The organism is Cyanobacterium stanieri LEGE 03274 (assembly GCF_015207825.1).
GTDB classification, from domain to species: domain Bacteria; phylum Cyanobacteriota; class Cyanobacteriia; order Cyanobacteriales; family Cyanobacteriaceae; genus Cyanobacterium; species Cyanobacterium stanieri_B.
In genome coordinates this window covers 1-25,944 of the sequence record NZ_JADEWC010000034.1, presented here as the reverse complement: position 1 = coordinate 25,944, position 25,944 = coordinate 1, and the positions used below count along the sequence as shown (strand labels likewise).

19 protein-coding genes and 1 pseudogene are annotated in these 25,944 nt (G+C 35.7%); 11 read left to right on the top strand and 9 right to left on the bottom strand.

Features of this window, described 5'->3' with window-relative positions; translation table 11 throughout:
* Positions 1–37: 37 nt before the first annotated feature.
* Both IQ215_RS12525 and IQ215_RS12520 read right to left on the bottom strand, forming a co-directional pair.
* Positions 38–1,225 (bottom strand): RNA-guided endonuclease InsQ/TnpB family protein, encoded by a 1,188-nt coding sequence (locus tag IQ215_RS12525; RefSeq protein WP_193801755.1) that lies wholly within the window; start codon positions 1,223–1,225, stop codon positions 38–40.
* Positions 1,226–1,404: 179 nt separating this feature from the next.
* The gene (locus IQ215_RS12520) at positions 1,405–2,622 is read right to left on the bottom strand and encodes an ABC transporter permease (RefSeq protein ID WP_193801754.1); all 1,218 of its coding nucleotides are present in this window, start codon (positions 2,620–2,622) and stop codon (positions 1,405–1,407) included.
* Positions 2,623–2,753: 131 nt separating this feature from the next.
* On the opposite strand from IQ215_RS12520, the gene IQ215_RS12515 reads away from it, so the two are divergent.
* The gene (locus IQ215_RS12515; protein WP_431355535.1) at positions 2,754–3,302 is read left to right on the top strand and encodes a manganese efflux pump MntP; all 549 of its coding nucleotides are present in this window, start codon (positions 2,754–2,756) and stop codon (positions 3,300–3,302) included.
* Positions 3,303–3,524: 222 nt separating this feature from the next.
* On the opposite strand, the gene gshB is transcribed toward IQ215_RS12515, so the two are convergent.
* Positions 3,525–4,484: a glutathione synthase gene (gshB, locus tag IQ215_RS12510; RefSeq protein WP_193801752.1), complete on the bottom strand. Its 960-nt coding sequence runs from the start codon at positions 4,482–4,484 to the stop codon at positions 3,525–3,527.
* A 148-nt stretch (positions 4,485–4,632) separates the two neighbouring features.
* Positions 4,633–4,893: a glutaredoxin 3 gene (gene grxC / locus IQ215_RS12505; RefSeq protein WP_193801751.1), complete on the bottom strand. Its 261-nt coding sequence runs from the start codon at positions 4,891–4,893 to the stop codon at positions 4,633–4,635.
* A 625-nt stretch (positions 4,894–5,518) separates the two neighbouring features.
* Between grxC and IQ215_RS12500 the strand changes: the two genes are divergently transcribed.
* On the top strand, positions 5,519–7,825 hold the full coding sequence (locus tag IQ215_RS12500) for a glycosyltransferase (RefSeq protein ID WP_193801750.1): 2,307 nt from the start codon (positions 5,519–5,521) through the stop codon (positions 7,823–7,825).
* Between the two features lie 96 nt (positions 7,826–7,921).
* On the opposite strand, the gene sppA is transcribed toward IQ215_RS12500, so the two are convergent.
* Positions 7,922–9,715, bottom strand: a complete 1,794-nt coding sequence (gene sppA / locus IQ215_RS12495) for a signal peptide peptidase SppA (RefSeq protein ID WP_193801749.1) — start codon at positions 9,713–9,715, stop codon at positions 7,922–7,924.
* Positions 9,716–9,918: 203 nt separating this feature from the next.
* Here sppA and purH point away from each other — a divergent pair, with 203 nt between their 5' ends.
* From purH to IQ215_RS12475, 4 genes are all read left to right on the top strand, one after another.
* Positions 9,919–11,454, top strand: coding sequence for a bifunctional phosphoribosylaminoimidazolecarboxamide formyltransferase/IMP cyclohydrolase (gene purH / locus IQ215_RS12490; RefSeq protein ID WP_193801748.1), 1,536 nt, complete (start codon positions 9,919–9,921; stop codon positions 11,452–11,454).
* Positions 11,455–11,557: 103 nt separating this feature from the next.
* Positions 11,558–13,312: a serine/threonine-protein kinase gene (locus IQ215_RS12485; RefSeq protein ID WP_193801747.1), complete on the top strand. Its 1,755-nt coding sequence runs from the start codon at positions 11,558–11,560 to the stop codon at positions 13,310–13,312.
* 232 nt (positions 13,313–13,544) lie between these two features.
* On the top strand, positions 13,545–15,020 hold the full coding sequence (locus tag IQ215_RS12480) for a CPBP family intramembrane glutamic endopeptidase (protein ID WP_193801746.1): 1,476 nt from the start codon (positions 13,545–13,547) through the stop codon (positions 15,018–15,020).
* A 261-nt stretch (positions 15,021–15,281) separates the two neighbouring features.
* Complete coding sequence (locus IQ215_RS12475) at positions 15,282–15,716, top strand: YggT family protein (protein ID WP_193801745.1); 435 nt, start codon at positions 15,282–15,284, stop codon at positions 15,714–15,716.
* Positions 15,717–16,127: 411 nt separating this feature from the next.
* On the opposite strand, the gene IQ215_RS12470 is transcribed toward IQ215_RS12475, so the two are convergent.
* The 4 genes from IQ215_RS12470 to proA all read right to left on the bottom strand — a co-directional run bounded on the left by IQ215_RS12470 (position 16,128) and on the right by proA (position 21,761).
* Entirely contained in the window at positions 16,128–17,822 is a 1,695-nt protein-coding gene (locus IQ215_RS12470; RefSeq protein ID WP_193801744.1) for an ABC transporter ATP-binding protein/permease, read from the bottom strand.
* A gap of 395 nt (positions 17,823–18,217) precedes the next feature.
* Positions 18,218–19,633 (bottom strand): DUF3086 domain-containing protein, encoded by a 1,416-nt coding sequence (locus tag IQ215_RS12465; RefSeq protein ID WP_193801743.1) that lies wholly within the window; start codon positions 19,631–19,633, stop codon positions 18,218–18,220.
* A gap of 166 nt (positions 19,634–19,799) precedes the next feature.
* Complete coding sequence (locus IQ215_RS12460) at positions 19,800–20,192, bottom strand: DUF3119 family protein (RefSeq protein ID WP_193801742.1); 393 nt, start codon at positions 20,190–20,192, stop codon at positions 19,800–19,802.
* Positions 20,193–20,489: 297 nt separating this feature from the next.
* Positions 20,490–21,761, bottom strand: a complete 1,272-nt coding sequence (proA, locus tag IQ215_RS12455) for a glutamate-5-semialdehyde dehydrogenase (RefSeq protein WP_193801741.1) — start codon at positions 21,759–21,761, stop codon at positions 20,490–20,492.
* A gap of 120 nt (positions 21,762–21,881) precedes the next feature.
* On the opposite strand from proA, the gene leuD reads away from it, so the two are divergent.
* The 5 genes and pseudogenes from leuD to IQ215_RS12430 all read left to right on the top strand — a co-directional run.
* Entirely contained in the window at positions 21,882–22,466 is a 585-nt protein-coding gene (leuD, locus tag IQ215_RS12450; protein WP_193801740.1) for a 3-isopropylmalate dehydratase small subunit, read from the top strand.
* Between the two features lie 225 nt (positions 22,467–22,691).
* On the top strand, positions 22,692–23,519 hold the full coding sequence (gene dapB / locus IQ215_RS12445; RefSeq protein WP_193801739.1) for a 4-hydroxy-tetrahydrodipicolinate reductase: 828 nt from the start codon (positions 22,692–22,694) through the stop codon (positions 23,517–23,519).
* Between the two features lie 92 nt (positions 23,520–23,611).
* Positions 23,612–24,751: a glycosyltransferase family 61 protein gene (locus tag IQ215_RS12440; protein WP_193801738.1), complete on the top strand. Its 1,140-nt coding sequence runs from the start codon at positions 23,612–23,614 to the stop codon at positions 24,749–24,751.
* A gap of 46 nt (positions 24,752–24,797) precedes the next feature.
* Complete coding sequence (pgl, locus tag IQ215_RS12435) at positions 24,798–25,520, top strand: 6-phosphogluconolactonase (protein ID WP_193801737.1); 723 nt, start codon at positions 24,798–24,800, stop codon at positions 25,518–25,520.
* A gap of 72 nt (positions 25,521–25,592) precedes the next feature.
* A pseudogene (locus tag IQ215_RS12430) lies at positions 25,593–25,944 on the top strand (serine hydrolase); the annotation flags it as partial.

The following is a 25,944-nucleotide window of genomic DNA, read 5'->3' as shown; positions in this document are numbered from 1 at the left end:
TGCCTGAAGGGGAGGGGATTCCCATATAGACTCTTATCTAGGCTTTTGCCCCCGACAGAACGCCGTTACTGGGCTGTTTAATCACGGTAGTTCCTACCGCAATATTTCCTAAACCTCGATTTTTAATTACTTCTGCCGCCGCAACATCTCGATCTTCTTCATACCCACATTCAAAACACTTATGGATTCTAACATTCAGTGTTTTTTTGCCTGTGTGAGTACCGCAGTTGGGACACATTTGAGAAGTATAGTTTTTATCTACTTTCAGAAAGTAAGTATCTGTCTGAGAACAAACATATTCTAAAATACCAAAAAACTGTCCTAATCCCATATCTAAAGACTGTTTACTGAACAATCCCTTTGACCAAGAAATGAAATTAATATCCTCTACAAAGATCATCCCCACCCCATCACAAAGTTGGTGTGCTAACTTAAAATGATAGTCTTTACGGCTATTGGTGACTGTTTCGTGTAACAAAGATATTCGATGTTGTAGTTTTTTCCATTTATTTGACCCTTTAATTTTATTTCTTAATTTTCTTTGCAGTAATTTAATCTTGCGCAGAGTTTTGTCTAAAAAAGAAGGTCTGGGAAGGACTAAACCATCAGAGGTAGCAATCATACTTTTAATACCTACATCAATACCCACAGCATGACCATGGGGTATTGGTTGCACCACATCCACATCTAATTCAATCATTAAATTAGCATAGTAACCACTCGCTTTTTTAATGATTTGAACTTGTTTAATGACAAAGCCTTCAGGAAGGTTCCTAGATTTGATGATTTTCACCGATTTTAATAATGGCATTTTTAGGCGATTACCTTCTAACATTGGACTGCCTAACACATTAAAGGATTTCATTTTCTTTTTATATCTAGGAAAACCCAACCCTTTCGATTTCATGTCATTAAAAGCTCTGTCTAATTTTCTCAAAGTCTGTTGCATTGATTGGGCGTTGCCTGACTTTAGAAAAGCATTTGTCTTCTTAGCTTTTGTTAAAGATGCCGACTGTATATGGTAATTAGGATATTCAAAAGGTTCTACAATATATTCCCCATTTAAAGAACATCTATCTATAGGGCAACTACGGCTGTTGTACCACAACTTACGTTCATACAAGGCATGATTCCAAACCGATTTACAAACAGCGAGGTTGTCTTCAATGACCTTTATCTGTTTTTCTGTAGGTTTGAGCTTGTAGTTGAACGTTAGATTTAGCATCTCAAATATTGTTCTTTTACTTATGGTTACCCTAACACACTTTCTTACAATATACCAATTGTTTTTGTAAGAAGTATAAAGTCGTGCTAGAAACACGAGGTTTTAAACCCATTTTTTTTGATGACATAGACAAGAAAATATTAATTTACCGTAATTGTCCATTGTCCATTGTCAATTATTTAAGCACTGCGTAAGGCAACAATGGGATCTAATTTTGCGGCTTGTCTAGCAGGTACTACCCCAAAAAATAAACCTATCCCCCCTGAAACACCCACCGCAAGGGCGATCGCCACTGGAGAAGCCGTAGCGGGTAAAGGAGATAATAAAGCCACTAGGGTTAACCCTCCCACCCCAATGGCAGTGCCAACCACACCCCCCGCCGCCGAAATAATTACCGCTTCAATGAGGAATTGTAAGAGGATATTTTCTTCCGTTGCCCCAATGGCCTTGCGTAGCCCGATTTCCTGAGTCCTTTCGGTGACAGAAACGAGCATAATGTTCATTACCCCAATACCCCCCACCAATAGGGAAATGGCGGAGATAGCCCCCAACATGATTGTTAAGCCACCCGTTACCGTACCCACAATGCTTAAAACATCTTTTTGGGTTTCCACCACAAAATCATCTTCCCCGACAATTTTATGCCGTAGTCGCAACAAATTTTCAATTTGAAAACGGGCGGCTTCAATGCTATCGGCATCCCTTGCGGAAACGTTAATGACACTTACTTGAGTGCCAAACTGAGATGTACGCCCCACTAATTGATTAGCCATGGTAGTCAGAGGAATATAGACGGTTTCGTCCTGATTTGTCCCTAGAAACGAGCCTTTTTCCTCCATTATGCCAATGACCTCAAAATTGACGTTTCTTACTTTAATCGTCTCTCCGATGGCATTTTGGTTGGGAAAAAATTGACTAGCAATTTCAGGGCCAATGACAGCCACCCTTACACTGCGTTGCACTTCGGTATCATCAAAAAAGCGTCCTGTTTCTACCACGAAGCTACGCACGGGTAAAAAGTCGGGGGTTACCCCTGTGACTAAAACGTTATTATTTCTACTTCCTGCGGTGACAAGAAAACGACCATTTATCTGGGGAGATACATTTTCTACACTGGGGACTTGAGAGGCGATCGCCTCTGCATCGCTTAATACAAGGGTGTTAGGGGTTTCAAAGGTGGTGCGTCGGCTTTGGCGACTACCCGGAATCACAAATAAAACATTTGCCCCCAAGGACTCGAATTGTTCGGAAGCTAGTTGTTGCGCCCCTTGTCCGATGCCAATCATGCCAATCACCGAAGCATTACCGATGACGATACCAAGCATGGTTAGGCTACTACGCATTTTGTTTGCCATGAGGGTAGTAGTGGCCATTTTTACTGTGTCAATTAGTTTCATATTTTTATCATCTTTTTTTCATAATTTTATCAAAATATATTTTTTATTTTAGATGATTATTTTAAAAGTTGAATCTGCACAAAAAGGATTACAATATGAATGGTTATTTATTTTTATTCTTATTATTAATCGTGAATTTAGTTACTATTTTATTAACCTCTTTCGGTCTAGCAATGGATGCTTTTGCTGTGTCTGTATGTAGTGGCTTAACTATTAAAAAAGTTCAGATTAAAGATGCTTTATTAATAGCAACTTTTTTTGGCAGTTTTCAAATTTTAATGCCCATTATTGGCTGGTTTTTTGGTTTAATATTTCGTGATTTTCTTCCTAATTTTGATAATTGGATTGCTTTTATTTTATTAGCTTTTATCGGCATTAAAATGATTTTAGAAGGTATGGAGGATGATGAGGAAAAGTTGGACAAGAATCCTCGTAATCTTTATAATCTATTTGGCTTGGCCATCGCTACTAGCATTGATTCTTTAGCCGTGGGCTTAAGTTTTTCCTTGGTTGAATCGGGCATTGTTAATCTTTTAATTGCCGTGGGGGTTATTACTTTTTCCCTATCTTTTGCTGGGGTAATCCTGGGCGGTAAATTTGGTCATCTATTTGAAAAACAAGCGGAGATGATTGGTGGTATTATTCTTATTTTTCTCGGTTTAAGAATTTTATTACTATAAAGCCTTTATTTCTTGTTTTCATTAGTTATTAAAATATTTTTTATTAATAAATGTTAAAAAAAATCGCTTTTTTCTTGACTTTCTCTTTTTTATAAGAGAGAATAAGAGTAGGTTGTTAATAATGGGATTATAAGCAATTTTCAAAAAAGTAAATATACTTCCATTATGATATAAATATAACATGAAATGATGATTTCATCAAGAAAACAGACAAAATTTTAACTAGGGTGCAAATAAAGAATAAATAGTTTCCTTCCCTAGACTAACGTTGTTCAAAAAGTCAATTTCTCGGATACCTGTAGGGCTAGTAACGTTAACTTCAGTTAAATAACCACCAATAACATCAATACCCACAAAAGTTAAACCGTCAGCCATTAACCGAGGCGCTACAGCATGACAAATTTTTAAGTCTTCGGGGGTAATTTCCGTTTTGGCTACCCTACCACCAACGGCCATGTTACCTCGAAATTCCTTCCCAGTGGGAATGCGATTGACAGCCCCAAGGGGTTTACCATTGACAATAATAATTCTTTTATCCCCTTCTTTGGCGGCAGGGAGATATTGTTGCACCATGACGGGTTCTTGTCCTTGTTTTGTGCTAACTTCAATAAGGGAGTTAAAGTTGCGATCGCCCTTTTCTAAAAATAAGATACCTTCCCCTGCTTTACCTCCAAGGGGTTTGATGACTGCTTCCCCCTTAGCTTCGAGAAAGTCAGCAATAACGGATTTATTTTGAGAAACAATGGTATCGGGTATCACTGAAGTAAAATTGAGGGCATATATCTTTTCGTTGGCACAACGAATCCCTTGGGGAGAGTTAATTACTTTGGTTTTTTGGGGGTTAATAAGGTCTAATATGTAAGTAGCATAAAGATAAGGGATAGTTACAGGAGGATCTTTACGCATAAATACCCCATCAAATGTTTCTAGGGGTAAAAATTGTGAGGAATGAAGACTATACCAGTTATTTTCGGCTACCCAATGATTATCGACAAGTTTGACAGGTTGAAGGGTGAGGGGTTGTAAATGAGCGTATGCTTTTCCATCAACTATACTCAAGTCGGATATATAAGTAATCCAGATTTCATGACCAAGAATTTGCGCTGCTTCCATTATAGCAACACTACTATCATGGGTTGGGTCTAATTTGGAAATCGGATCGATGATGAATGCAAATTTCATGGGTGATGTTGATGGATGGTATTTAATGTTAGATTCTGGCGAGAAATAAAAAAATGATGGGGAGGACAAATAATCTTTTAATGATTAATTGATATTACTTTTTTGTTTAGGGATTGAATAAGTAATCTCAAAATTATTTACGCAAATTTTAACTATTTAATAAACTATCTAATTTTCCCGCTCTTTCTAAGGCATAAATATCATCACAACCCCCTATATGCTCGTCATTGATGAATATTTGAGGCACACTTGTTCTACCGTTTGCCCTAGCTGACATTTCTTCTTTTCCAGTGCGATCGCCATCTATACAATATTCAACAAAATCGACATTTTTTTGGTTTAATAATCCTTTTGCACGAATACAAAAAGGACAGGTACTCCAAGTATAAATTTCTACTTTTGCGCTCATAGGAATTAATATTTTTTACAACAGTGCCACTTAAGGCTTAATTGTACATCAGATTAGTCAATAAAAAATGAAGTTGTAGGATTAGATATAAAGATGAGTTATTTCAAACTCGGAAAGTTTGTTATGAATAGATTGTATCTTCCGAGTTGCCCCATTGTGTAAAAAATTACGGTTGTGAAGGTGTAAACAATTGACCATGGACAATAAATAGTCAAACTATTACTATCCTCATCACCTCCACTCCCCATCACCCTTACTCCTTATCACCCCATCTCCTTAATACCTGAAACTTCACTCTAATGTGTAAGTGATGAAACGGACTTGATATTAGGTGTTCAAGGAATAATAATCATCTATTATTTTTACCTTTTATATTCTTATATGCCCATGATCGCACGGGTTTTCTTAACATAAGTTAACGTGGAGAGAATATAACTTCTGAAAAGGCAGAAAATCCATAGAAAAAGAATAGTTGAACCTTTTGTAAGTAAAAACGAATCTAAACAGGTAAGGGGCTTCGTATTTATATATAACGATTGTCAAACTTTTCCCATGGTATTGGGATAATTCCTTGGAATTGAAAACCGATAATCACGATGTAATCATTCTGAAAGTAAAAAAGACAATGTTAAACAAAAATTATCGAATTTATCCTGCTACCCGCATCATATTAACTATCTTAATTATTATTGGTAGCATTTTCACTGGATGGCTGATAGGTGAAGATACTATTTCTCTATTTTTTGATAATATTGCTACCATTCAAAATAATCCTCCTTTATGGTTAGTAGTACCGAATTTTAAAGTAGATTATTTATTATATTTACCAGCTATTTTATCTATTGTCTTTACAATTATAGTAAATAGTGTATTTAAAAAACAAAATAAAATTAAACGTTTTATAACTGTTATTATTTTAACTTTTATGATGATACGTTATATTTTATGGCGTAGTTTATCTAGTTTAAATTTTGATGATAAAGTTACGGGAATATGTAGCATTTTATTATGGGGAATTGAACTATTTTTTGTTTTTAGTCCATTATTACAAAATTTAATGATGTTAGGGCTAAAATTTAGAAACAGGGAGGCAAATAGATTCCGTCAAATAGTTATGGATGGAAGTTATCAACCGACGGTTGATATTTTAATTCCTACCTATAACGAGCCTTATGATATTATTAAGAAAACCATTGTTTCTTGTCAGGGAATAAATTATCAAAGAAAAAAAGTATATTTATTGGATGATGGTGATAGGCAAGAAATTGCACAATTAGCCTATGAATTAGGGTGTAATTATATTACTCGGGCTGATAATTTTCATGCTAAAGCGGGAAATTTAAATAATGCTTTACAACATACTGATGGAGAATTGATTGCGGTTTTTGATGCTGATTTTATTCCTCAAGAAAGTTTTTTAATTCGCACGGTGGGTTTTTTCCAAAAACAAAAGTTAGCCCTACTACAAACTTATCAAAGTTTTTATTCTCCTGATCCTGTTACTCGTAATTTAGGTTTAGAAAATAGTTTTCCCCCTGATGTAGAAATTTTTTCCCGTCATTATCAGGTAGTCAGAGATAGTTGGCATAGTGCTTTATGTTATGGTAGTTCTTTTTTGGTAAGACGATCGCACCTTATGGAAATTGGTGGTTTTTGTCAAAATTCTTTAAGCGAAGATTATCATACAGGGGTTAAGTTATCGGCGCAGGGTTATGAAGTAGCCTATCTCAATGAGAGTTTAAGTGCGGGGTTATCGGCGGAAAATATTTTTGGGCATATTAGACAACGACAAAGGTGGGCAAGGGGCACTATTCAATCTTTATTTATTGCAGAAAATCCTTTAACCATTAGGGGATTAAATTTTTGGCAGAGGTTAGCCCATTTTGAGGGAATTATTCAATGGTTTACTAGCCCTTTAAGGATTGTTATTTTCTTTTTACCTTTACTATATACCGCTGGGATTATTCCCATTGAAGCGAGTTTATCGGAGATTGTTTATTTTGTTGTGCCTTATTATTGTTTGCAGGTTGGCACTTTTGCTTGGTTAAATTTTCGTAGTCGTTCGGCAATGATTTCGGAAGTTTATAATATTGTTACTACTTTTCCTGTGGCTTGGGAAGTAATTCAAACTTTGATTACTCCTTTTGGTTCTATTTTTAAGGTTACACCAAAGGGGACTAAGTGCGATCGTTATTATTTTAATTGGAGTTTGGCTTCTCCTTTATGTTTTGTGTTAGGGGTTAATGTGGTTAATTTAATTAGTATTATTGGCTTAATTCTGAGGGAGTCTTTGGGGGAGTTAAATTCGGCTGGGGGCATTGGTTTAATCCTTTTTTGGAATGTTTATAATTTGATGATTATTTCTTTATCTCTTTGGGCAATGTTAGATATACCAAAACCCAATAATTATGAATGGTTTAATATTTGCGAAGGGGTTAGGGTGGTAATTGATGAGCATATTTATCAAGGTATGATGACTAAAATTTGTGATGTAGGGGCGCTGGTGGAGTTGGATTACTTATCTTCTAATTTGGTTAATGGGAAACAAATTACAGGGGAGGTAAATCAAAATCAATTATCTATTAATTCTGAAAAGATGGAAATAATTGCCCAAAATTTATATCTTGAAGGGGAGGTAACGGAGATTAAAAAGACTAAAAATAGTTATCAATTTAAGGTTATATTGGAGACAACAAATATACACCGTTATCGTCAATTGATTGCTAGGATATATTGCCTAAATAATCATCCTTGGTTGGGTTTAAATACTGCTTCGGAATGGCAGACTATTTATTTACTATTTAAGTCTTTAATTATTACTCCTTGGCGATGGTTAAGTTATAGTTTTTATCAAAGAAAAAGTTTATCTAATCCTATTTCCTCTGATGTAACCAATGATGATAAGAAAGAAAGTCCATCGGTGATAAATTAACCTTTTCTAAACACATAAGAGCTCCCCTTAAATCAATCTTAGTTCGGCTAGAATCTATTTTTAATAAGGATATTTTACCTAACACTTAATCCTTGACTATTTGATGTTCATTTTAAAAGGAAGTATGGAGTAAATACGATTGGGTTTTTCAATAATATCTATTAATTCTAGTTCTGAATTAAGATTCCAAATAGTATTAGCTAGGGCAGCTTTATTTATTTTATTAGTGTTTAATTGACTATTTTCTAAAGCCGTTAATAATTCATTTTCCCAGTTTCTTCGTTGGGGAAATTCTTGAATTTTATATTGTTCATTTAATTCTAAAACAGTGTTAAGATATTCGATCGCACTGTCTAACCCACCAATTTCGTCCACTAAGCCAATTTCTTGGGCAATATTACCTAACCAGACTCTGCCTTGGGCAATTTCATCAACCTCTGGAATAGATAAATTACGGGATTGGGCTACTTTTTCAAGAAAAAGGTTATAAATTTGGTCAACATTGCTTTGATAAATCTCAATTTCTTGGTCTGTTTTAGCTTGAAAGGTGTTGTTTATATCCGCTAATTCGTTGGTTTTGATGACATCAGCATTAACACCCACACTATCAGCAATATCTTCGAGATTAAATAGTAAACCAAAGACACCTATAGAGCCTGTGATGGTGCTTTCGTTGGCAAATATCTTTTCTCCCGCCGTGGCTATCCAATAACCCCCAGAGGCGGCCACATCCCCCATAGAGATAACGATGGGCTTTTCTTGGGCGGTGAGTTCTAATTCTCTGGTAATGCGTTCAGATGCGATCGCACTTCCCCCAGGACTATTAATCCTGACGATAACCCCTTTTATATTATCATCATCTCTAATTTTTTCAATTTCTTGAGCCATGCGATCGCCCCCTACCTCTCCCACTCTACCCATACCATCAACGATATTACCGTCAATGTGAAGAATGGCAATGGTATCTTTGACATTTTGATTATTTGTATTATTAGTAATAGTTACATATTTTCTAATATCAATAGTCGGTAAAGATTCACTATTTTCATTATTAGAAATAACCTTTAAATTATCATTAACTTCATCAAGATAACTAAGCCCATCAATTAAAGCTAATTCTTCAGCTTCTTCAGCTTTCAAAAAACCAATATTATCAGCAATATTATTAATATTACTAGGAGTTAAAGAACGAGGATTACTAATTTCATCGGTGTATATATCCCATAAATTAGTTAACAACTCCTCTGTTTGTAAGCGACTTTCGGGGCTAAAATCGTTACGGGTAAAAGGTTCTACCGCAGACTTATATTGACCCACCCTAATTATTTGTACCCCAATGCCATATCTATCGAGGGCATCAGCAAAAAATAATTGACTAGAACTTAAACCATTCATCTCCAAAGAGCCTAAAGGATTTAGATAAACTTCATCGGCAATAGAGGTCAAAAAATAATCTTTTTCTCCCGCAGAAACATTATAAGAAATAATTTTTTTACCGCTATTTTTAAAATTTTCTAAAGCAGTTTTAATCTCCGATAAACTACCATATCCTGTGTTAATATTACCTCGACTTCCATCCAAAAATAAAGCCGTAATGCGTTCATCCTCCGCCGCCCGATTAATAGCCGTGGTGATTTGTCTGAGGGTTAAAACACTGGGGCTTTCTTCGCTTAATACCGTAGCTAAAGGGCGATCGCCCGTACTATCAGTAATTTGACTATTAAGGTTAAAAACTAATACCGATTGATTTTCCACTTGGGGGGTATTGCTACTCATCAATAAAGCCATGAAAAAGAAAAATAAACCCCCCGCACTGAGGGCAAAAAAGAAAAATAAACCGGCTAAACTACCGATAAAACTAGCGAATGTTTGTTGTAAAAATTTTTTCATGGTACTATTTCAATTTTATCCCGTTGTCTAAGGGCGAATCATTATATCTAATATAGGAGAATAATTGATAATTGAGAATGAATCATTAGAGCAAGAAACAAGAAATAATAATTATCCATGGTTTCCCCATAAGCAAAGAATGGACTAATAGCAACTATGGTAAGCTATTGTTTGATCGTAATTAGTATTTTTATAGTAAATTAATGACAGGTTTAGCTTTATTAAGCGTTTCAGATAAAACAGGTATTGTAGAGTTAGCGCAAACATTAGTTAACGAATTTGGCTTTGACATCGTCAGTAGTGGTGGTACAGCCAAAACCCTCCAATCCGCAGGAATAAAAGTAACTAAAGTAAGTGACTACACAGGCTCACCCGAAATTTTGGGCGGTAGGGTAAAAACCTTACATCCTCGTATCCATGGGGGTATCCTTGCCCGTGATACCGAAGAAGACTTAGCAGATTTAAAAGCCAACGACATTAGGGCTTTTGATGCGGTGGTGGTGAACTTATATCCCTTTGAACAAACCATTGCCGATCCTAATTGTACCTTAGCAGAGGCGATCGAAAAAATCGATATTGGTGGCCCTGCCATGGTGAGGGCGACGGCAAAAAATTATCACCATGTGGCGGTATTAACTAACCCTGCCATGTATAATCAATATATCGAAGAATTGAGAGCCCATGGCGGTAAAACTACCCTCGAATTTCGTCAAGCTCGTTCGGCGGAAGCCTTTGCCATGACAGCAAGTTATGATCAGGCCATTTGTCGTTATTTCGGTGAAGTTGCCCCAGATACCCAGGGTTATTATGGCATCGGTGGACAAAAAATTGCAACCCTACGTTATGGAGAAAACCCCCATCAACAGGCGAGTTGGTATCAAAGCGGTAATCAAAAAACTGGTTGGGCAGGGGCGCAGCAGTTACAGGGTAAGGAGTTAAGTTATAACAATTTGGTGGATTTAGAGGCTACTAGAAGAATAATAGCCGAATTTCCCGAAGATGAACCAGCGGCGGTAATTGTCAAACATACTAACCCCTGTGGGGTGGCTGTGGGTTCTAGTCTGATAGATGCTTATAATAAGGCTTATGAGGCGGATTCTGTCTCGGCTTTTGGGGGTATTGTCGCCCTAAATCGCCCCATTGATGCCCCTACGGCTACGGCTATGAGTAAGATTTTCTTAGAATGTATTGTTGCCCCTGATTGCACTGAGGAAGCAAAACAAATTTTAGCTAAAAAGCCTAATTTAAGGGTGTTGATTCTCTCGGATTTATATGCAGGTAGTCAGGATAATATAAAGGCGATCGCCGGGGGCTTTTTAGTGCAAGATAATGATATACAAATCGAAAGCCCTGCCCAATGGGAAGTTGTCACCGAGAAAAAACCCACCGAAGAGCAATTAAAAGAGTTATTCTTTGCTTGGAAGATTGTTAAACATGTAAAATCAAATGCGATCGCCATTAGCAAAAATCGTACTACCCTCGGTATCGGTGCAGGGCAAATGAATCGGGTAGGCTCGGTGAAAATCGCCCTAGAACAAGCAGGAAATCAAGCCCAAGGGGCTTATTTAGCTAGTGATGCCTTTTTCCCCTTTGATGATTCTGTCCGCACTGCGGCCGCTGCAGGTATCACAGCGATAATTCAACCAGGAGGCTCAATTAAAGATAAAGACTCCATTAAAGCAGCCGATGAGTTAGGTTTGGTGATGGTATTTACTGGGGTAAGGCATTTCTTACATTAATTGGTTTTTAGGTGTGGGATATTAGGTGTTAGGTCATGGTTATACTATACATATCCAAAGATAAAATTATGGGTGTCATCTGGTGAAAAGTAGTAATTATCGAATGTTAAGCCTAGTAGGGGAAGGGCAATTTGGTAAAGTGTATAGTGCCATTCATCGACAAACGGGGGAATTATTTGCCCTAAAACAGTTAGACGCCCAAAAGTTTTCCACAAAAAAGTTTTTACGAGAAACCAGAATTTTATTAAGTTTAGACCATGAAAATATTATCCGTTGTCAAGGTTTAGAGCATAGTAAAAAAAATCGTTTTTTGGTAACAGAATATTGTGATAGTGGTACTTTAAGAGATTTTATTGATAGTTCTATTGGATTAAATATAGAACAAAAACTAAAAATAATTGTCGATATTTTATCTGGTTTATCTTATGTCCATTTAAAAGGAATTATTCACCGAGATTTAAAGCCAGAAAATATTTTATTAACAGTTTCTCCTAATGGTTGGGTTGCCAAAATATCTGATTTTGGAGTGGCAAAAATTGAGATAGAAGATAAGGGGAATGATATTCATAGTTTAGGGGATACTGGTTCTCCTGCCTATATGGCCCCTGAGCAATTTTATGGTAAATATTCCTATAGTTCGGATATTTACGCTGTGGGGATTATTCTATATGAATTATTGACGGGAAAACGTCCTTTTTCTGGTAGCCCAAAGGAAATTATGATAGGGCATCTTAATTATTCTCCTGATATTCCTGAACATTTATCGCCTTTTTTGCAAGATATTTTAAAGACTGCTTTGGCAAAGTTGCCAAGTCATCGTTTTCGCACTGCTAAGGAAATGAAAGGGCAAGTTTTACGATTTTTATTGGGTTTAGATACAAAAATTGTGGATAGGAGTCCTTTTTTTGATGGTTTTTTAGAGGGGGAAAATGGTGCGTTTCAAGTTGATATTATTGATAGTTTAGATCATGTTTTTCCTTTGTTTGTGGTTAGTGAATCTTATTTTTATTTCGCCGTTGATAATAAGGTTGTTATTAAGCAATATCAGGTTATTAATAATCAGTTATCTATTTTTGCTACTAAGGTAAAATTTTTTGATGGTAATATCATCGATTTACAAATTATTAATGATGGTTGTTTTGTAGTCGTTAAAAATACTGATATTTATTGTTATTTTTTTAATGTTTTATCTGAAGATATAAGTCTTTTATATTCTTTTTCTGCTAATATTTTTATAAGTGCGATCGCCCCTAGTTGTCAATGGTTAACCTTAGGAATTAACGACAATCTAAATAAAAAATTTCAGTTAATCAAATTAGATGATTTAAGTTGTTTAATGCCTTCTATAGAAGACTTTTTCCCCAAAGAAATTATAATAATTGACCAAGGACATGGATTGGTAATATTTGAACAAAAAGAAGTTAATAAAAACTATACATTTTGGAAATTTTTTACCAGAAAAGGAGCTTGGTATAATCACTATTGTTTAAACTTACCCCTAGAAAATATTAAGATTAATCCTCAACATAAAAACTACTTTATAGCTAGAGAAAAATTTACTAATCATCTAATTATTATTAATCTTAAACCTTTTACCATCAAAAGAATACCTTTAAATTTTTACTCTCAATTTATTGTCGCTTTTGACAATTATTTTATCTGTGCAAGTTCTCAAGGAAAAATATTATGTTTAGATTTAAAAGGAAATCTAGTGAACAGTTTTGATTTACAAAAGACCATCATCAATATTAATAATTTAAAAAATAAAATGCTTATAATATTAGTTTTAGTAAATAATAAATGTCAGATAATTTCCTTACAAAATGTTATTCCATATGCTTCTATAAACTCTATTTAAAAACTTACTGATAAATTATCAATAATCTGAACTTAATTAATTAATTAAAAAATCTCTACTCATATATATATCATGGGTAAGTTAAGAAAATATCATTCTTTGATAACTAATCATAAAACTTAAAAATCATTAGCTAAAAATTATCAAAACTCACAGGAGAAATACAATCATTATTTTTATTAAAGGACAAATTTTGATACAGTAATAAATAAAACAATTCAATCAATAAAACATGAATATAAAACGATCGCTCTTAGCCATAATCACAGTAATATCATTATTAAGTGTATTTTTCGCCCTAGGACAAAGTTTAGCAGAACCGCAAGTACAATCACAACTAGAATTATATCAAACCAACCTCATTCTTAACGTTGCCGAATTAGAAACATCAGACAACGAAAACTTAAACCAAATTGCCCCTAGTTTAGTGGGAAATAATCCCTATCAAGTAGCAGAAAAACAATATGAAAAAGTATTAAATGCTATCACTAAACAAGAAGAAGAAAAAGAAAAAGAATTAATAACCTTATCAGAAACTCCCAGACAACAAATTAAACAAAGTTTAGATAAAAACCAAGAAATCATTGAACAGTTAACCATAAAAATAGGGTTAATTAACGCTACTCAAAATAATACAGAAAAAGCCTCAGAATATTGGCAACAAATATCTAATAATTCAGTGGCATCAACCCTAAATAACCTATGGCAATCAGAAGGTAACATTGAAGCAAATTCTGAAACTATCATTAATGAAAATTTAGAAGATTGGTTTAAATTAACAGCCCTCACCAAATATTATCAAAACCAGAATAATCAAGATAAACTATTAGAAATAAAATCACAACAACAAACCTTAGCAGAAAAAGCCACCATTAGATTAATTATCCTTAGTATCATCCCCTTTTTAGGAGGAGTTATTGGCACAGGTTTACTAATTTTTTTACTAATTCAATGGTTACTGAAAAAAGAATCATCCATTATTGCGGTTAATGGTAATTTATCATGGGAATTAAAATGGGATTGGGAAACCATTTTACAAGTATTAATCATTGGTTTTTTCTTCGTTTCTCAAATACTATTACCAATTTTGTTTAGTGCCAGTGGTTTTAATCCTGCGGGTTTAAGCATTAGAGGTAAGGCTTTATACGTGTTAGTTAGTTATTTCTTGATGGCAGGTAGTGGTTTATTGGTGTTGTATTTATCTGTCAAGCCCTTTTTTCCTCTGCCAGAAGGTTGGTTTAAATTGACTAATAAAAATTGGTTTTGGTGGGGTTTAGGGGGCTATTTAACCGCCATTCCCCTAGTGTTTTTAGTATCTTTCCTTAACCAACAAATTTGGCATGGGCAAGGGGGTAGTAATCCTTTATTGATGTTGGCGTTGGAATCCCAAGATAAAGTTGCCCTGTTGATTTTCTTTATCACTGCCTCCGTAGCCGCGCCCATTTTTGAAGAGATAGTTTTTCGTGGCTTTTTGTTACCTTCTTTAACTCGTTATATGCCAGTATGGGGGGCTATTATACTTAGTGGAGGTGTATTTGCGATCGCCCATCTTAGCTTATCAGAAATCTTACCCTTAGCCACCCTAGGAATTTTATTGGGGATAGTTTACACTCGCTCTCGCAGTTTATTATCTTCGATTATGGTACATAGTTTATGGAATAGTGGTACTCTATTTAGTTTATTTTTATTAGGCAGTAAAATCAATTAACTCCATTCACAAAAAATCGTTCACCATAACAATAAAAAATATTTGAGAATTTTTTTTAAGACCTAAAATGGTTATCTAAACAACCTTAAATCCCTCATCATGGGGGATTTTATTAATTAATTACAACTTTAGAGAAATAATACTAATTATTAAAAGTTTATAACAATATCTTGATAATGAGTAATAATAAAAATATTTTACAGAATCAAAAAAAATTACATTAATACAACAAACTTCTTACAATTTATAATTACCATAACCATGAATAACGAACCTTTTAATGAAGATGATAACCTAGAAAAACAGCAAGAACTTCGCCAAGAAGAAGAAGCCTACAAACTCCATAAAAGAGAAAGAGAATTAAAAGCACAAAAAAGGGCGACTACATTCCGTTGGATTGTCAACACTATTTATGTATTAGTAGGATTTTTACAAGTTTTACTATTTATTAGATTTATGCTGCGTCTTTTGGGTGCTAACCCTGAAAATCAATTTGCCCAATTCATATACAGCGTTTCTGATCCTTTTATCAGCCCTTTTGCTACCCTATTTATTAGCCCCGTATCCGATGAAACCATGAATCCTATCGGTGGGATGAATGTCTTTGATCTTAACGTCATTGTAGCGATTATTGTATATGCCCTGTTGGGATGGTTGGGGGTAACCATCGTCAGGTATTTGTACAAGCGCCCATAAACATTAAAAAAACCAAATCAGAATTATTCACAAGCAAACTGGAAACATTAGTGAAATATTATCTTTTTATATCAAGTTCGGGTAATTCGTTATAAATAGCAACCCACCGTGTAATGAATTACACGGCTAACTATAGTTCGTTCAATAAATTGAACTAAGACATTTATATTACTAACTTATAATACTAAATCCTATTTCAATAATATACTAATTAGGGTGGGGAACAGGGAACAGAAAAAAGATAATAATTATTTATTGTCAACTGTGGCAAGGTGGATGATAGTAAATCTTACAAATCGGACTTGGTATATTTTATCAAGTAAACTTGATGTGAAAACGAATCATCATCACTAAAAATAATAAATTAAAATTGACTCCTATTGACAAAATATTTTATAATCCATACCATAATTAACTTGTTATAAGTATGGATTTATTATCGTCAAAATTAATCGTTGATTGATGATAATTTTTTAAACTTTCACGGTGTCCAACACTAATATAAGTAATATTTTGTAACTTTAAATAGCTATATAAACTAGCTTCGTTGTTCACATCCAAGGCGCTAGTAGCTTCATCTAAAATGACGTATTTTGGTTTATTAATAAAAATACGAGCAAAAGCAACCCTTTGTTGTTCCCCTAAAGATAACACTTCGCCCCAGTCTTTTTCTACCTCAAAACCGCCAAATCTTTCTGCTAAATTAGATAAATTAACTAAGTTTAAAACCTCTTGTAATTCTTGATCATCGATGGATTTATTAACACTAGGATAGGTTAATTGTTCTCTAAGGGTACCAATAATCATGTAAGGGCGCTGGGGCAAAAATAGCATTTCCTCTAATTTTGGTCGATAAATTACCCCTGTGCCAGAATTCCATAAGCCCCCAATAGCCCTTAGAAGGGAACTTTTACCGCATCCACTACTACCCATAATCAATAAACCCTGTTGGGGTGGCAATTCTAGGGAAAGGTCATCAAAAAGAGTATTTTGATAATTGGGAGTTTGTAAAGTTAATTTATTGGTGGCAATTTTATTACTAATAACGGTGTCAATAGTCGGTTTATTTTGAGTAGAAATTGACTTTTTATCTTCTATTTTTAAAAACTCATAGAAACTCGATAAACGATTCACCCCCGCAGCAAAACTTGTCAGAGACTGAAAGCGACTAACAATAATATTTAAGGAGAAAAATACTCTTGCAAATGCACCTGTTGCCTCGCTAACTTTACCTACTTCTAAATCCCCTGATAAAACACTAGGAGCAACTATAACCGCTGGAATAACATAGGGTAAAAACTCAAATGTATTAACAAATAAACCTAAATATAATTCTTGCCAGATGATCAAAGAATTAAAGTTTTTATATACATCGTTAAATAAATTATTTAGATGATTTTCTTCTTGTCTTTCCCCCTGATAAAAAGCAATGGATTCGCTATTTTCTCTCACCCTTACTAAACCAAAACGAAAATTTGCTTCTTTTTGTAGTTGGGCAAAATTGAGGTTAACTAATTTCTTCCCAAATACCCCCGTTGTGATAATTGTACCTGCGATCGCATATACTAATAAAAAGATAACTAATCGTTGAGAAATAGACCACAAAACAGCACTAAAAGCAATTACCTGTAAAACTGATTGCACAATCACCAGTAAAAACAAAAGGGAATCTTGGGTAAAACCCCTTATATCCTCAGAAATACGTTGATCTGGGTTATCAATTTCCTTATATTTCGCACTCAACTGGTAAAATGAGCGATTAGCAAAGTATCGCCCCAAAAAATGCTCACTCAACCACTTTCGCCAATACAAACCAAGTTTACTTTGTACATAGGAAAACCCTGCAAAAAGGGGAACATAAATTACCAATACTGTCAAAAAAGATTGCACCGCACCCCAAAAAAGAGCCTCATCTTTTGCTGCTAAAGTAGATATTAATTCCCCTTGATTACGGTTTAATAATACACTTAATTGAGTGTAACCAATCAGTAATAATCCTAATAATATTAGGAGGGTAAAAGCTCCTTTTTTTTCTTCTCCTAACCAATATAATTTGGCAATATCCCAGAACTTTTTAAAGATATTAAAATTGACTTTTTTATTCATTTAATTTAAGGGTATTCTTTGAAATGGTTGCTTTCGATAACGGCGGTAAATATCAAAATCACCGGGTAAATCTGCATATTGTTTATTAAGTTCTTTTATTCGATTAAAATCTTCAGGTAAAAGAGAGATGTACTCATAAAGATTCTCTGCTAAATCATTTAAAAACTCATTTTGTGTACGATAATCAGTATTAATACCAAATCCGATTTAGAAAGTATATCATCACTCGCCTTGCAATGAATTACAAGGCTAACAGTTTATCCTTTAATAAATTGAACTAAGATATATTATAAGTTTCAGTTTGTTTATCTAGGCTAATTGATAGCATTTTTTTGACCCCCAAATTTCAAAATATTTGTTGATTATTTACTTACAAAATTTATGTTTATCTCACCTTAAAAATAATCGTAACTAGCCATGGGTTTTTCTGGGGCAAATGCTAACCAGAGGGGAAATTGTAGTAGTGAAAGATTTACTCTATCTTCGTTTTGATCCATAATTACTAAAGGTAAATCTCTCTCATCCATAATTCTATCTGCTTTTTGAGATAGTGCTTCGGCCGTTTCAAATAAGACAACTCCACGACTTGGGCCAAAATCTCCCCGAGAAATACCCAGACAGTCTTGTAATCCCCTACGCCATTCCCCTAGTTTTTCTGGGGTGTCGGATAAGATTAAGACCCGGAGGCGATCGCCATATAACTGTGATAATATCGATATGATAGCCGAGGCAATGAGAATATTTTGTAACCTTGATGTCATACCCTTTAATGCACCCCTACCCCCTTGAGTAAAAAACCAATTAGATACCCTTTCAGCGTGGATTGGTTCAAAAGTGCGTCGCAACTGCCAAGAAGGGCCATAATAATCTGGACGGGTGCGATATTGATCAATTAAACTACGAATAATCCTTGTTTCTTCTTGGAAACTTTTTTCCACAAATTGAGGATTAAGGTTATCAGTGGAATTACTTACTACGGGTTGAGGGTTATTATTCGTTTCCCACGAATCCATATTATTATTAGTGTTTAAGTCAAGTTGTTCCGCCGCAATGGCTAAATCTTGTAAACTACCCACAAGGTAATCTTTAAAACCCTGTACCCGAATAGCTAAATCTTGAGAAACACCCGAAAAAGTAGTCCTCATTTCCTTTTCTATTCTCTCTTTACGATGCTCTAATTTTTGCACCGCAATTTCTAAATTTTGCTTTTTCTCCTCCAAAACTTTTAAACTTTCTTGGACTAAAATACTAATATTTTTAGTAGTTTCTTGTTGTTCTTGAATCAGTTGATTTTTTTGCACTAAAAGACTTTGTATTTCATGGATTAGGGTTTCTTTTTGGCTGTGTAAATCTCCCGCATCTTCTTTATCAGTGAGGGTATCTTGTTCACTATTTGAAAGTTCTTCTTCTAAATTTTCTACCTCATCTTTATTTCCATCAATAATATCAAGACTTTTATTAACCTTTTCTGTTTCTGAAGATAAATTATCTTCTATTATTTCCTGCACTGTTTCTTGATTATCTTCTTCTGATAAAGTTTCAATTTCTGGGGTTGATTCTTCCGAGGATGGGGTTATTGATTCTTCATTATTGGATTTTTCTTGAATGATAGAAGGGGCAACAATTTCCTTTTCTTCTTCTTTGTCCTCTGGATTATCATCCATCATAGTTTCTAAATCTTCTTTTTCTTCAAAGTCATAATTTGGCTGATTTCCTGCTTCTGTGGATTGACTATCCCATAAATCATCGTCATTACCGAAAGTATCTTTTATGTCGTTATTTTGAAGGTTATTTTTATCTGTTTCTGACATGGTAAATAATTATATATATAAATTTGCTTAAAGTAATTAATTTTTGTTTTAGTTTAATTTAGATAAAGAATAGGTAATGATACTATAATAGTTTATCTATTAGATATTTATTTTGTAATTAAATCATTTTTTATCTTATCATTTAAAATATTATTAAGATCATTTTTTAAGTACCTTTAGGAAAACATTGTTCTAAGCAATCCCGTAAAGTTTTGGCATCGAAGATAATGGGTAAAAAATGAATACTTTTAACTTCTTTAAAATAAAATAATATGGGAATAGGTTGCCAATAAATTTCCCAGTTTTCCCATTCTGCATAGGGGAAGGTTCTAATCATTTTTTCTCCTCTATATACCTCTAAAGTATCTGGGGCAAATTTTAGTTTTATTTGGGTAGTTTGAATAGTTAAGAAGATACCAAATAAACCAACAACACCTCCTATTATGGGTTGAATAATTATCAAAGGAAAGGCACTGATAATGATAATAATGGGGATTCTAAAATTAGGGGTTAATTCGATGGTTTCAGATATTTTCGATGGAGTCTGATTAATATTCATATTTATTAATTTAAAAATTTCTTTCCTCAATTCTACCGAAATCAGTTAGTTAAGATAATCTGAGTGATAACATTTTCCGGTGTCGGCGGGGAATAGGGAACAGGGAACAGGCAATAGTGGCTATGTTTTTAATAATCAATTGTTTTTGCATATTGGATAATGTAATTAAACAATACTAAACCTGTAATATTAAGTTCGAGTAATCGGTGATGAAAAAGATCGTTTACGCCCTAATAAGCTTTCTTGATAAGGGGGGGGAGTTAGTTTTAAGTTTTCGTAAAGTTTAGGATATTATTTCTATAAATCATGGTGGGTAAAAGGTTTGGGATTTTGTCCGCTATAGGTGGCGGCGATGTCTCCGTTGCCTGTTAGTTTGTATTTATAGGTGACTAATCCTTCTAAACCGACGGGCCCTCGGGGGGGCATTTTTTGGGTGCTGATGCCTACTTCTGCCCCAAAACCGTAGCGGAAGCCGTCGGCAAAACGGGTTGAACAGTTGTGATATACTCCTGCGGCATCTACTTGGTTGAGGAAGGTATCGGCGTTGGTTTGGTTTTCGGTGATGATGCCATCGGTATGTTTTGAGCCATAGTTATTTACATGACCGATCGCCCCTGGTAAATCATCTACAATTTTGATAGATAGAATCAAATCACTGTATTCGGTGCGCCAATCTTCCTCGGTGGCACTTTCACAATCAATAATAGTTTGGGTGGTGGCATCTCCTTTTAGTTTAACCCCCTTGGTGCTTAAGACTTCGGCCACTAAAGGTAAAAATTTAGGGGCGATCGCACTGTGTACGAGTAAAGTTTCAATGGCATTACAAGCCGCAGGATATTGGGTTTTAGCATCCACAGTAACGGAAATCGCTTTGTCTAAATCGGCGGATTCATCGATAAACAGGTGACAAATACCGTCAGCATGACCTAAAACGGGGATTTTGGTGTTTTCCTGCACATAACGGACAAATTCATTAGAGCCACGGGGGATAATCAAATCCACATATTCATCGAGGGAAAGGAGAGTTTTTATTTCTTCTCGGGTGGTTAAAAGTTGCACTGCATCGGGATTAACCTCCGTCTGACTAAGTGCTTCGTGAATTATTTTTACTAAAGTGGTGCAAGTGTTGAGGGCTTCTTTACCCCCTTTCAAAATTACTCCATTGCCCGATTTGATCGCCAAACTGGTGATTTGAATCAGAGCATCGGGGCGCGCCTCAAAAATGACCCCCAACACCCCTAATGGGCAACTAACACGGCGTAGAATTAATCCTTGATCGAGTTCTCGGTGTAGGGTAAGGGTGCCGAGGGGATCTGCTAATTTTGCCACATCCCGCACCCCTGCGATCGCCCCTTTTAACTTATTTTCCCCTAACAGTAAACGGGCAGAGAGTGCCTTAGAAATTACCCCCTCAGAAGCACGACAATCGGCATCATTAGCATCAATAATCTCTTTTTGATGTTTTTCGAGGGCGTGTGCGATCGCCTCTAATGCTTGATTACGAGCCGTATCAGAAAGGATCGCTAATTGTTGAGCAGCCGTGCGAGTTTTTTGGGCAATTTCCTTCATAAAATCAACAATAAAAGTTTACAGTGTACAGTTAACAAGCAACAGTGTACAATTACAACTAAAAATAGACATTATATTAATTTTTAACTGTCAATTGTCAATTGTCAATTGCCTAACAATATGAGTGAAAGAAAAATCGTAACTGGTAAAGGAATCCCCCTCGTGGGAAATGATATTGATACCGATAGAATTATCCCCGCCCGTTTTTTGCGTTGTGTCACCTTTGATGGTTTGGGAGAACAAGCCTTCGCCGATGATAGGGCATCCAATCCAGAACATTCCTTCAATTTACCTCAATACCAAAATGCTAACATATTGGTGGTCAACGCTAACTTTGGTTGTGGTTCGAGTCGTGAACACGCACCTCAGGCGATCGCCCGTTGGGGTATAGATGCTATTATCGGAGAAAGTTTTGCTGAAATCTTTTTCGGTAACTGTCTTACCATGGGTGTACCCTGTGTTACCACCTCTTCAGCCAATATCAAAAGCATCCAAAACCTACTCAAAGAAAATCCCGATGTTAATATGACCTTAGACTTAGAAGATATGCAGGTCAAATGTGGTCGTTATAGTAGTAGTGTCAAAATGGACTCAGGCGCTAGAAGTATGTTAGTTTCTGGTAAATGGGATACCTGCGGTTTACTCACCAAAAATATTCCCCAAATCCAAGAAACCGCCACCAAACTCCCCTATGTGGCTTGGTAATAGCTAATAAATTGACAGTTGACAATGGACAATTGACAATTTTAGAGCAGGGAATGACTACTCTTGCAATAATAATATTTTGAACACTAACTTATTCAAATAATTCAATTGTATTTCATTCTGTAATTCAGCAATACCAAATTTTCTATAGCCCTCTTTGCTGTGAGAGTCTAATTTTAATGATATGGTCAAATACGATATTTAATTACTATTTTTATTGTTTTTATGAGTCAAGATAATTTAATTCCCGTAGTGGTTAACGGTGCGGCGGGGAAAATGGGTAAAGAAGTGATCAAGGCGATCGCCTCTAGTGATGATATGATGCTTGTCGGTGCAGTGGATCAAAATCCTGCGGTATTAGGGCAAGACGTGGGCGAAGTAGCCGGATGCGGTGCTTTAGAAGTCCCTATCATGAACGATTTAGAAGGAGTATTAGTCCTCGCCACCCAACACAAAATTCAAGGGGTAATGGTAGATTTTACCCACCCTGATAGCGTATATGAAAACGTACGCAGTGCGATCGCCTATGGAGTACGCCCCGTAGTGGGTACAACAGGATTAAGCCCCAAACAAATCAACGACCTAGCCGACTTTGCCGACAAATCAAGTACAGGAGTATTAATTATTCCCAACTTCTCCATTGGTATAGTATTAATGCAACAGGCCGCCATCCAAGCCGCCCAATATTTTGACCACGTGGAAATCATCGAACTCCACCACAACCAAAAAGCCGATGCCCCCAGTGGCACAGCCATCAAAACCGCCGAAATGCTCTCCGGGTTAGGGAAAACCTACAACCCCCAACAAGTAGAAGAAACCGAGCAGATAGAAGGTGCTAGGGGTAGTGTCTGCGGTGATAATATTCGTCTCCACAGTGTGCGTCTCCCAGGATTAATAGCCCACCAAGAAATCATTTTCGGTGCAGCAGGACAAATTTACACCCTAAGACATGATACCAGCGATCGCTCCTGTTATATGCCAGGGGTTTTGTTGTCTATCCGTAAAATCACCGAGCTAAAATCTTTAGTTTATGGCCTAGAAAAAATCATTTAATCAAGTGTTGCGTTTTAAGTGTTGGGTGTTAGATTATATGATCATGGTGGAAAAAAATATTAAACATTGGAATTAGGGCAGTGGAAAAGTATATGGAGAAGCTAAGGCAACTTAAAAGAAAAATTTTCCATCAAATTAAATGTACTTTAAACCCCTCCCTTAAATATGGTGGGCCATCAGGCATAGCCAAAAAATGGATAGACTATCAAACTTATCAGCAAAAAGGCGGTACTTGGATAGAAGTATATCCAGAACAAAAATACCCCCACAAAAGAGCCAAAACCCACAACTGGGGTAAAGATAAATTCAACTTTAGCAAAAACTTAAAATCACGAATTCCCCCCACAGGCGTGTTTAAAATTCCCCAAGGGCAAGTATTACATACCCAAGGCTACGTACTAACAAAAGACGATTATTTCATGATTGATACCTCCTATCATCGTCAAAGATTAGTCCATGCCAACTTACCCAAAGAAAAATACCCCGTTGAATATTTAGATGGCACTTGTTTATCATTAATGAGTAACGCCTCAGATACTTACTATCATTTTTTGTTAGATGCCATACCTCGACTACATCTATTTGAGAAAGCAGGATTTAATTTGAAAGATGTAGATTATATCTTTATGAATAAGCCCATCTCTACCAACGCTTGGTATATTTTTGAGCAAATGGGGCTTGATAAATCCAAATGTATTTGGGCGCAAAAAGAAAAAGGAATTCAAGCAAAAACACTCATCGCCACTACCCATCCTAGTTTAGATCGTCATCACCCCCATTGGATGGTTAACTTTATGCAAACAAGGGTTAATTTATCCCCCTGTAAACCCCATCGCCTATTATATATTCCCCGCAAAACAGGCACGAGGAAAATAGTTAATGATGAGCAAATTTATCAGATGTTAGCCCCCTTAGGATTTGAGTATTATTTACCTGAAAACGATATTAATCAACCTCAGACATTTCACGAAGCATCTATTATTATTACCCCCCATGGGGCTGCCCTAGCTAATCTCGTGTTTTGTCAACCCCAAACAAAAATCTTAGAATTTATCTCCACAGGGCATTTAAGGGAATATTTTTTTAGTCTTGCCCATGTAGCTAACCTAGAACATCATTATATTATCGGTGAAACCATTCCCCCCACAAAACCAAAGGGGAAAAGTTCTAAGAATGATTATTTTATCGAACCTCGTTACCTAGAAAAAGCCTTATCTTTTTTGATGCAATAAATCTCAAAAATGAATTAACCTAGGATTTGAAGTTATCAATACGGTTATGAGCGACATCAAAGTTTTTCCTAGCAAGAGTGCCTTAATTGCCTCAGCCCAAGAATTTATCATCGAAAAAATTCAAGATACCATTACTCAAAAAGGAATTTGCACCATTGCCCTTGCCGGGGGTAGCACTCCCAAACCCATTTACGAGGCGATCGCCCTTAAACAGTTACCATGGGATAAAATGCACATATTTTGGGGAGATGAACGTTATGTAGCACCCAACCACCCAGACAGTAATCAAAAAATGGCAAAAGAAGCATGGTTAAATAAAGTTGATATACCCCCAGAAAATATCCACCCCATGCCCACCACAGGCAACAACCCCCAAGAAGATGCCCTCAAACATGAGCAAGAAATAAGAAACTTTTTCCAATGCCCCCAAGGCTTTCCCGCCTTTGACATCATTCTACTAGGTATGGGAGATGATGGACATACCGCCTCCTTGTTTCCCCATACCCAAGCCCTCAAAAATAAAGAAAATCTCATCACCGTTGGCAATAAACAAGATAGCCTCAGACTAACCTTCAGCTCCCCTCTGATCAACTCATCCCAATGTGTTATCTTTCTGGTGTCAGGTAGCAATAAACAAAACGCCCTTAAGGAAGTATTCAGTAAAGATAGTAATCCCCATGAATATCCCAGTAAAATGATTCAACCCCAAGGAGAATTAATCTGGTTTCTTGACGATGATGCCCAGGGAGAATTAAAAATAAATCCCTAAAAGAGAATGCTTTTTTCAAAAATCATCGCTAAAATTACACATAAAATAAAATGAAACAAGGGAAGGAAGAAAGTGGCAAAATATCAATCTAAAAGTAAGGTAAATAAATTTCAGAGCAAATCTTCATCATCAAAAATTAAAAAAGATATTTCTGCCCCTTCCACCTCCTCCGTCACTCCATTCCCTAGTCAAAAGGTGATGACATATTCCCCCTCAAAATCTAAACCCCCCGAAAGTATGGTTAACGTCATCATTAACAATATTTTTCGCCTTGCCATCGTTGGTATTGGTTTAGGCACAATTTTTGGTAGTGTATTAGCCAATGTTGATTTAACAAAACCATTATTTCCCAAGGTTAACCTACCCTTTTTTAATAACCCCACCCCAGAAAATAACTCCTCAGCCGTTACCCCTGCCCCCAATG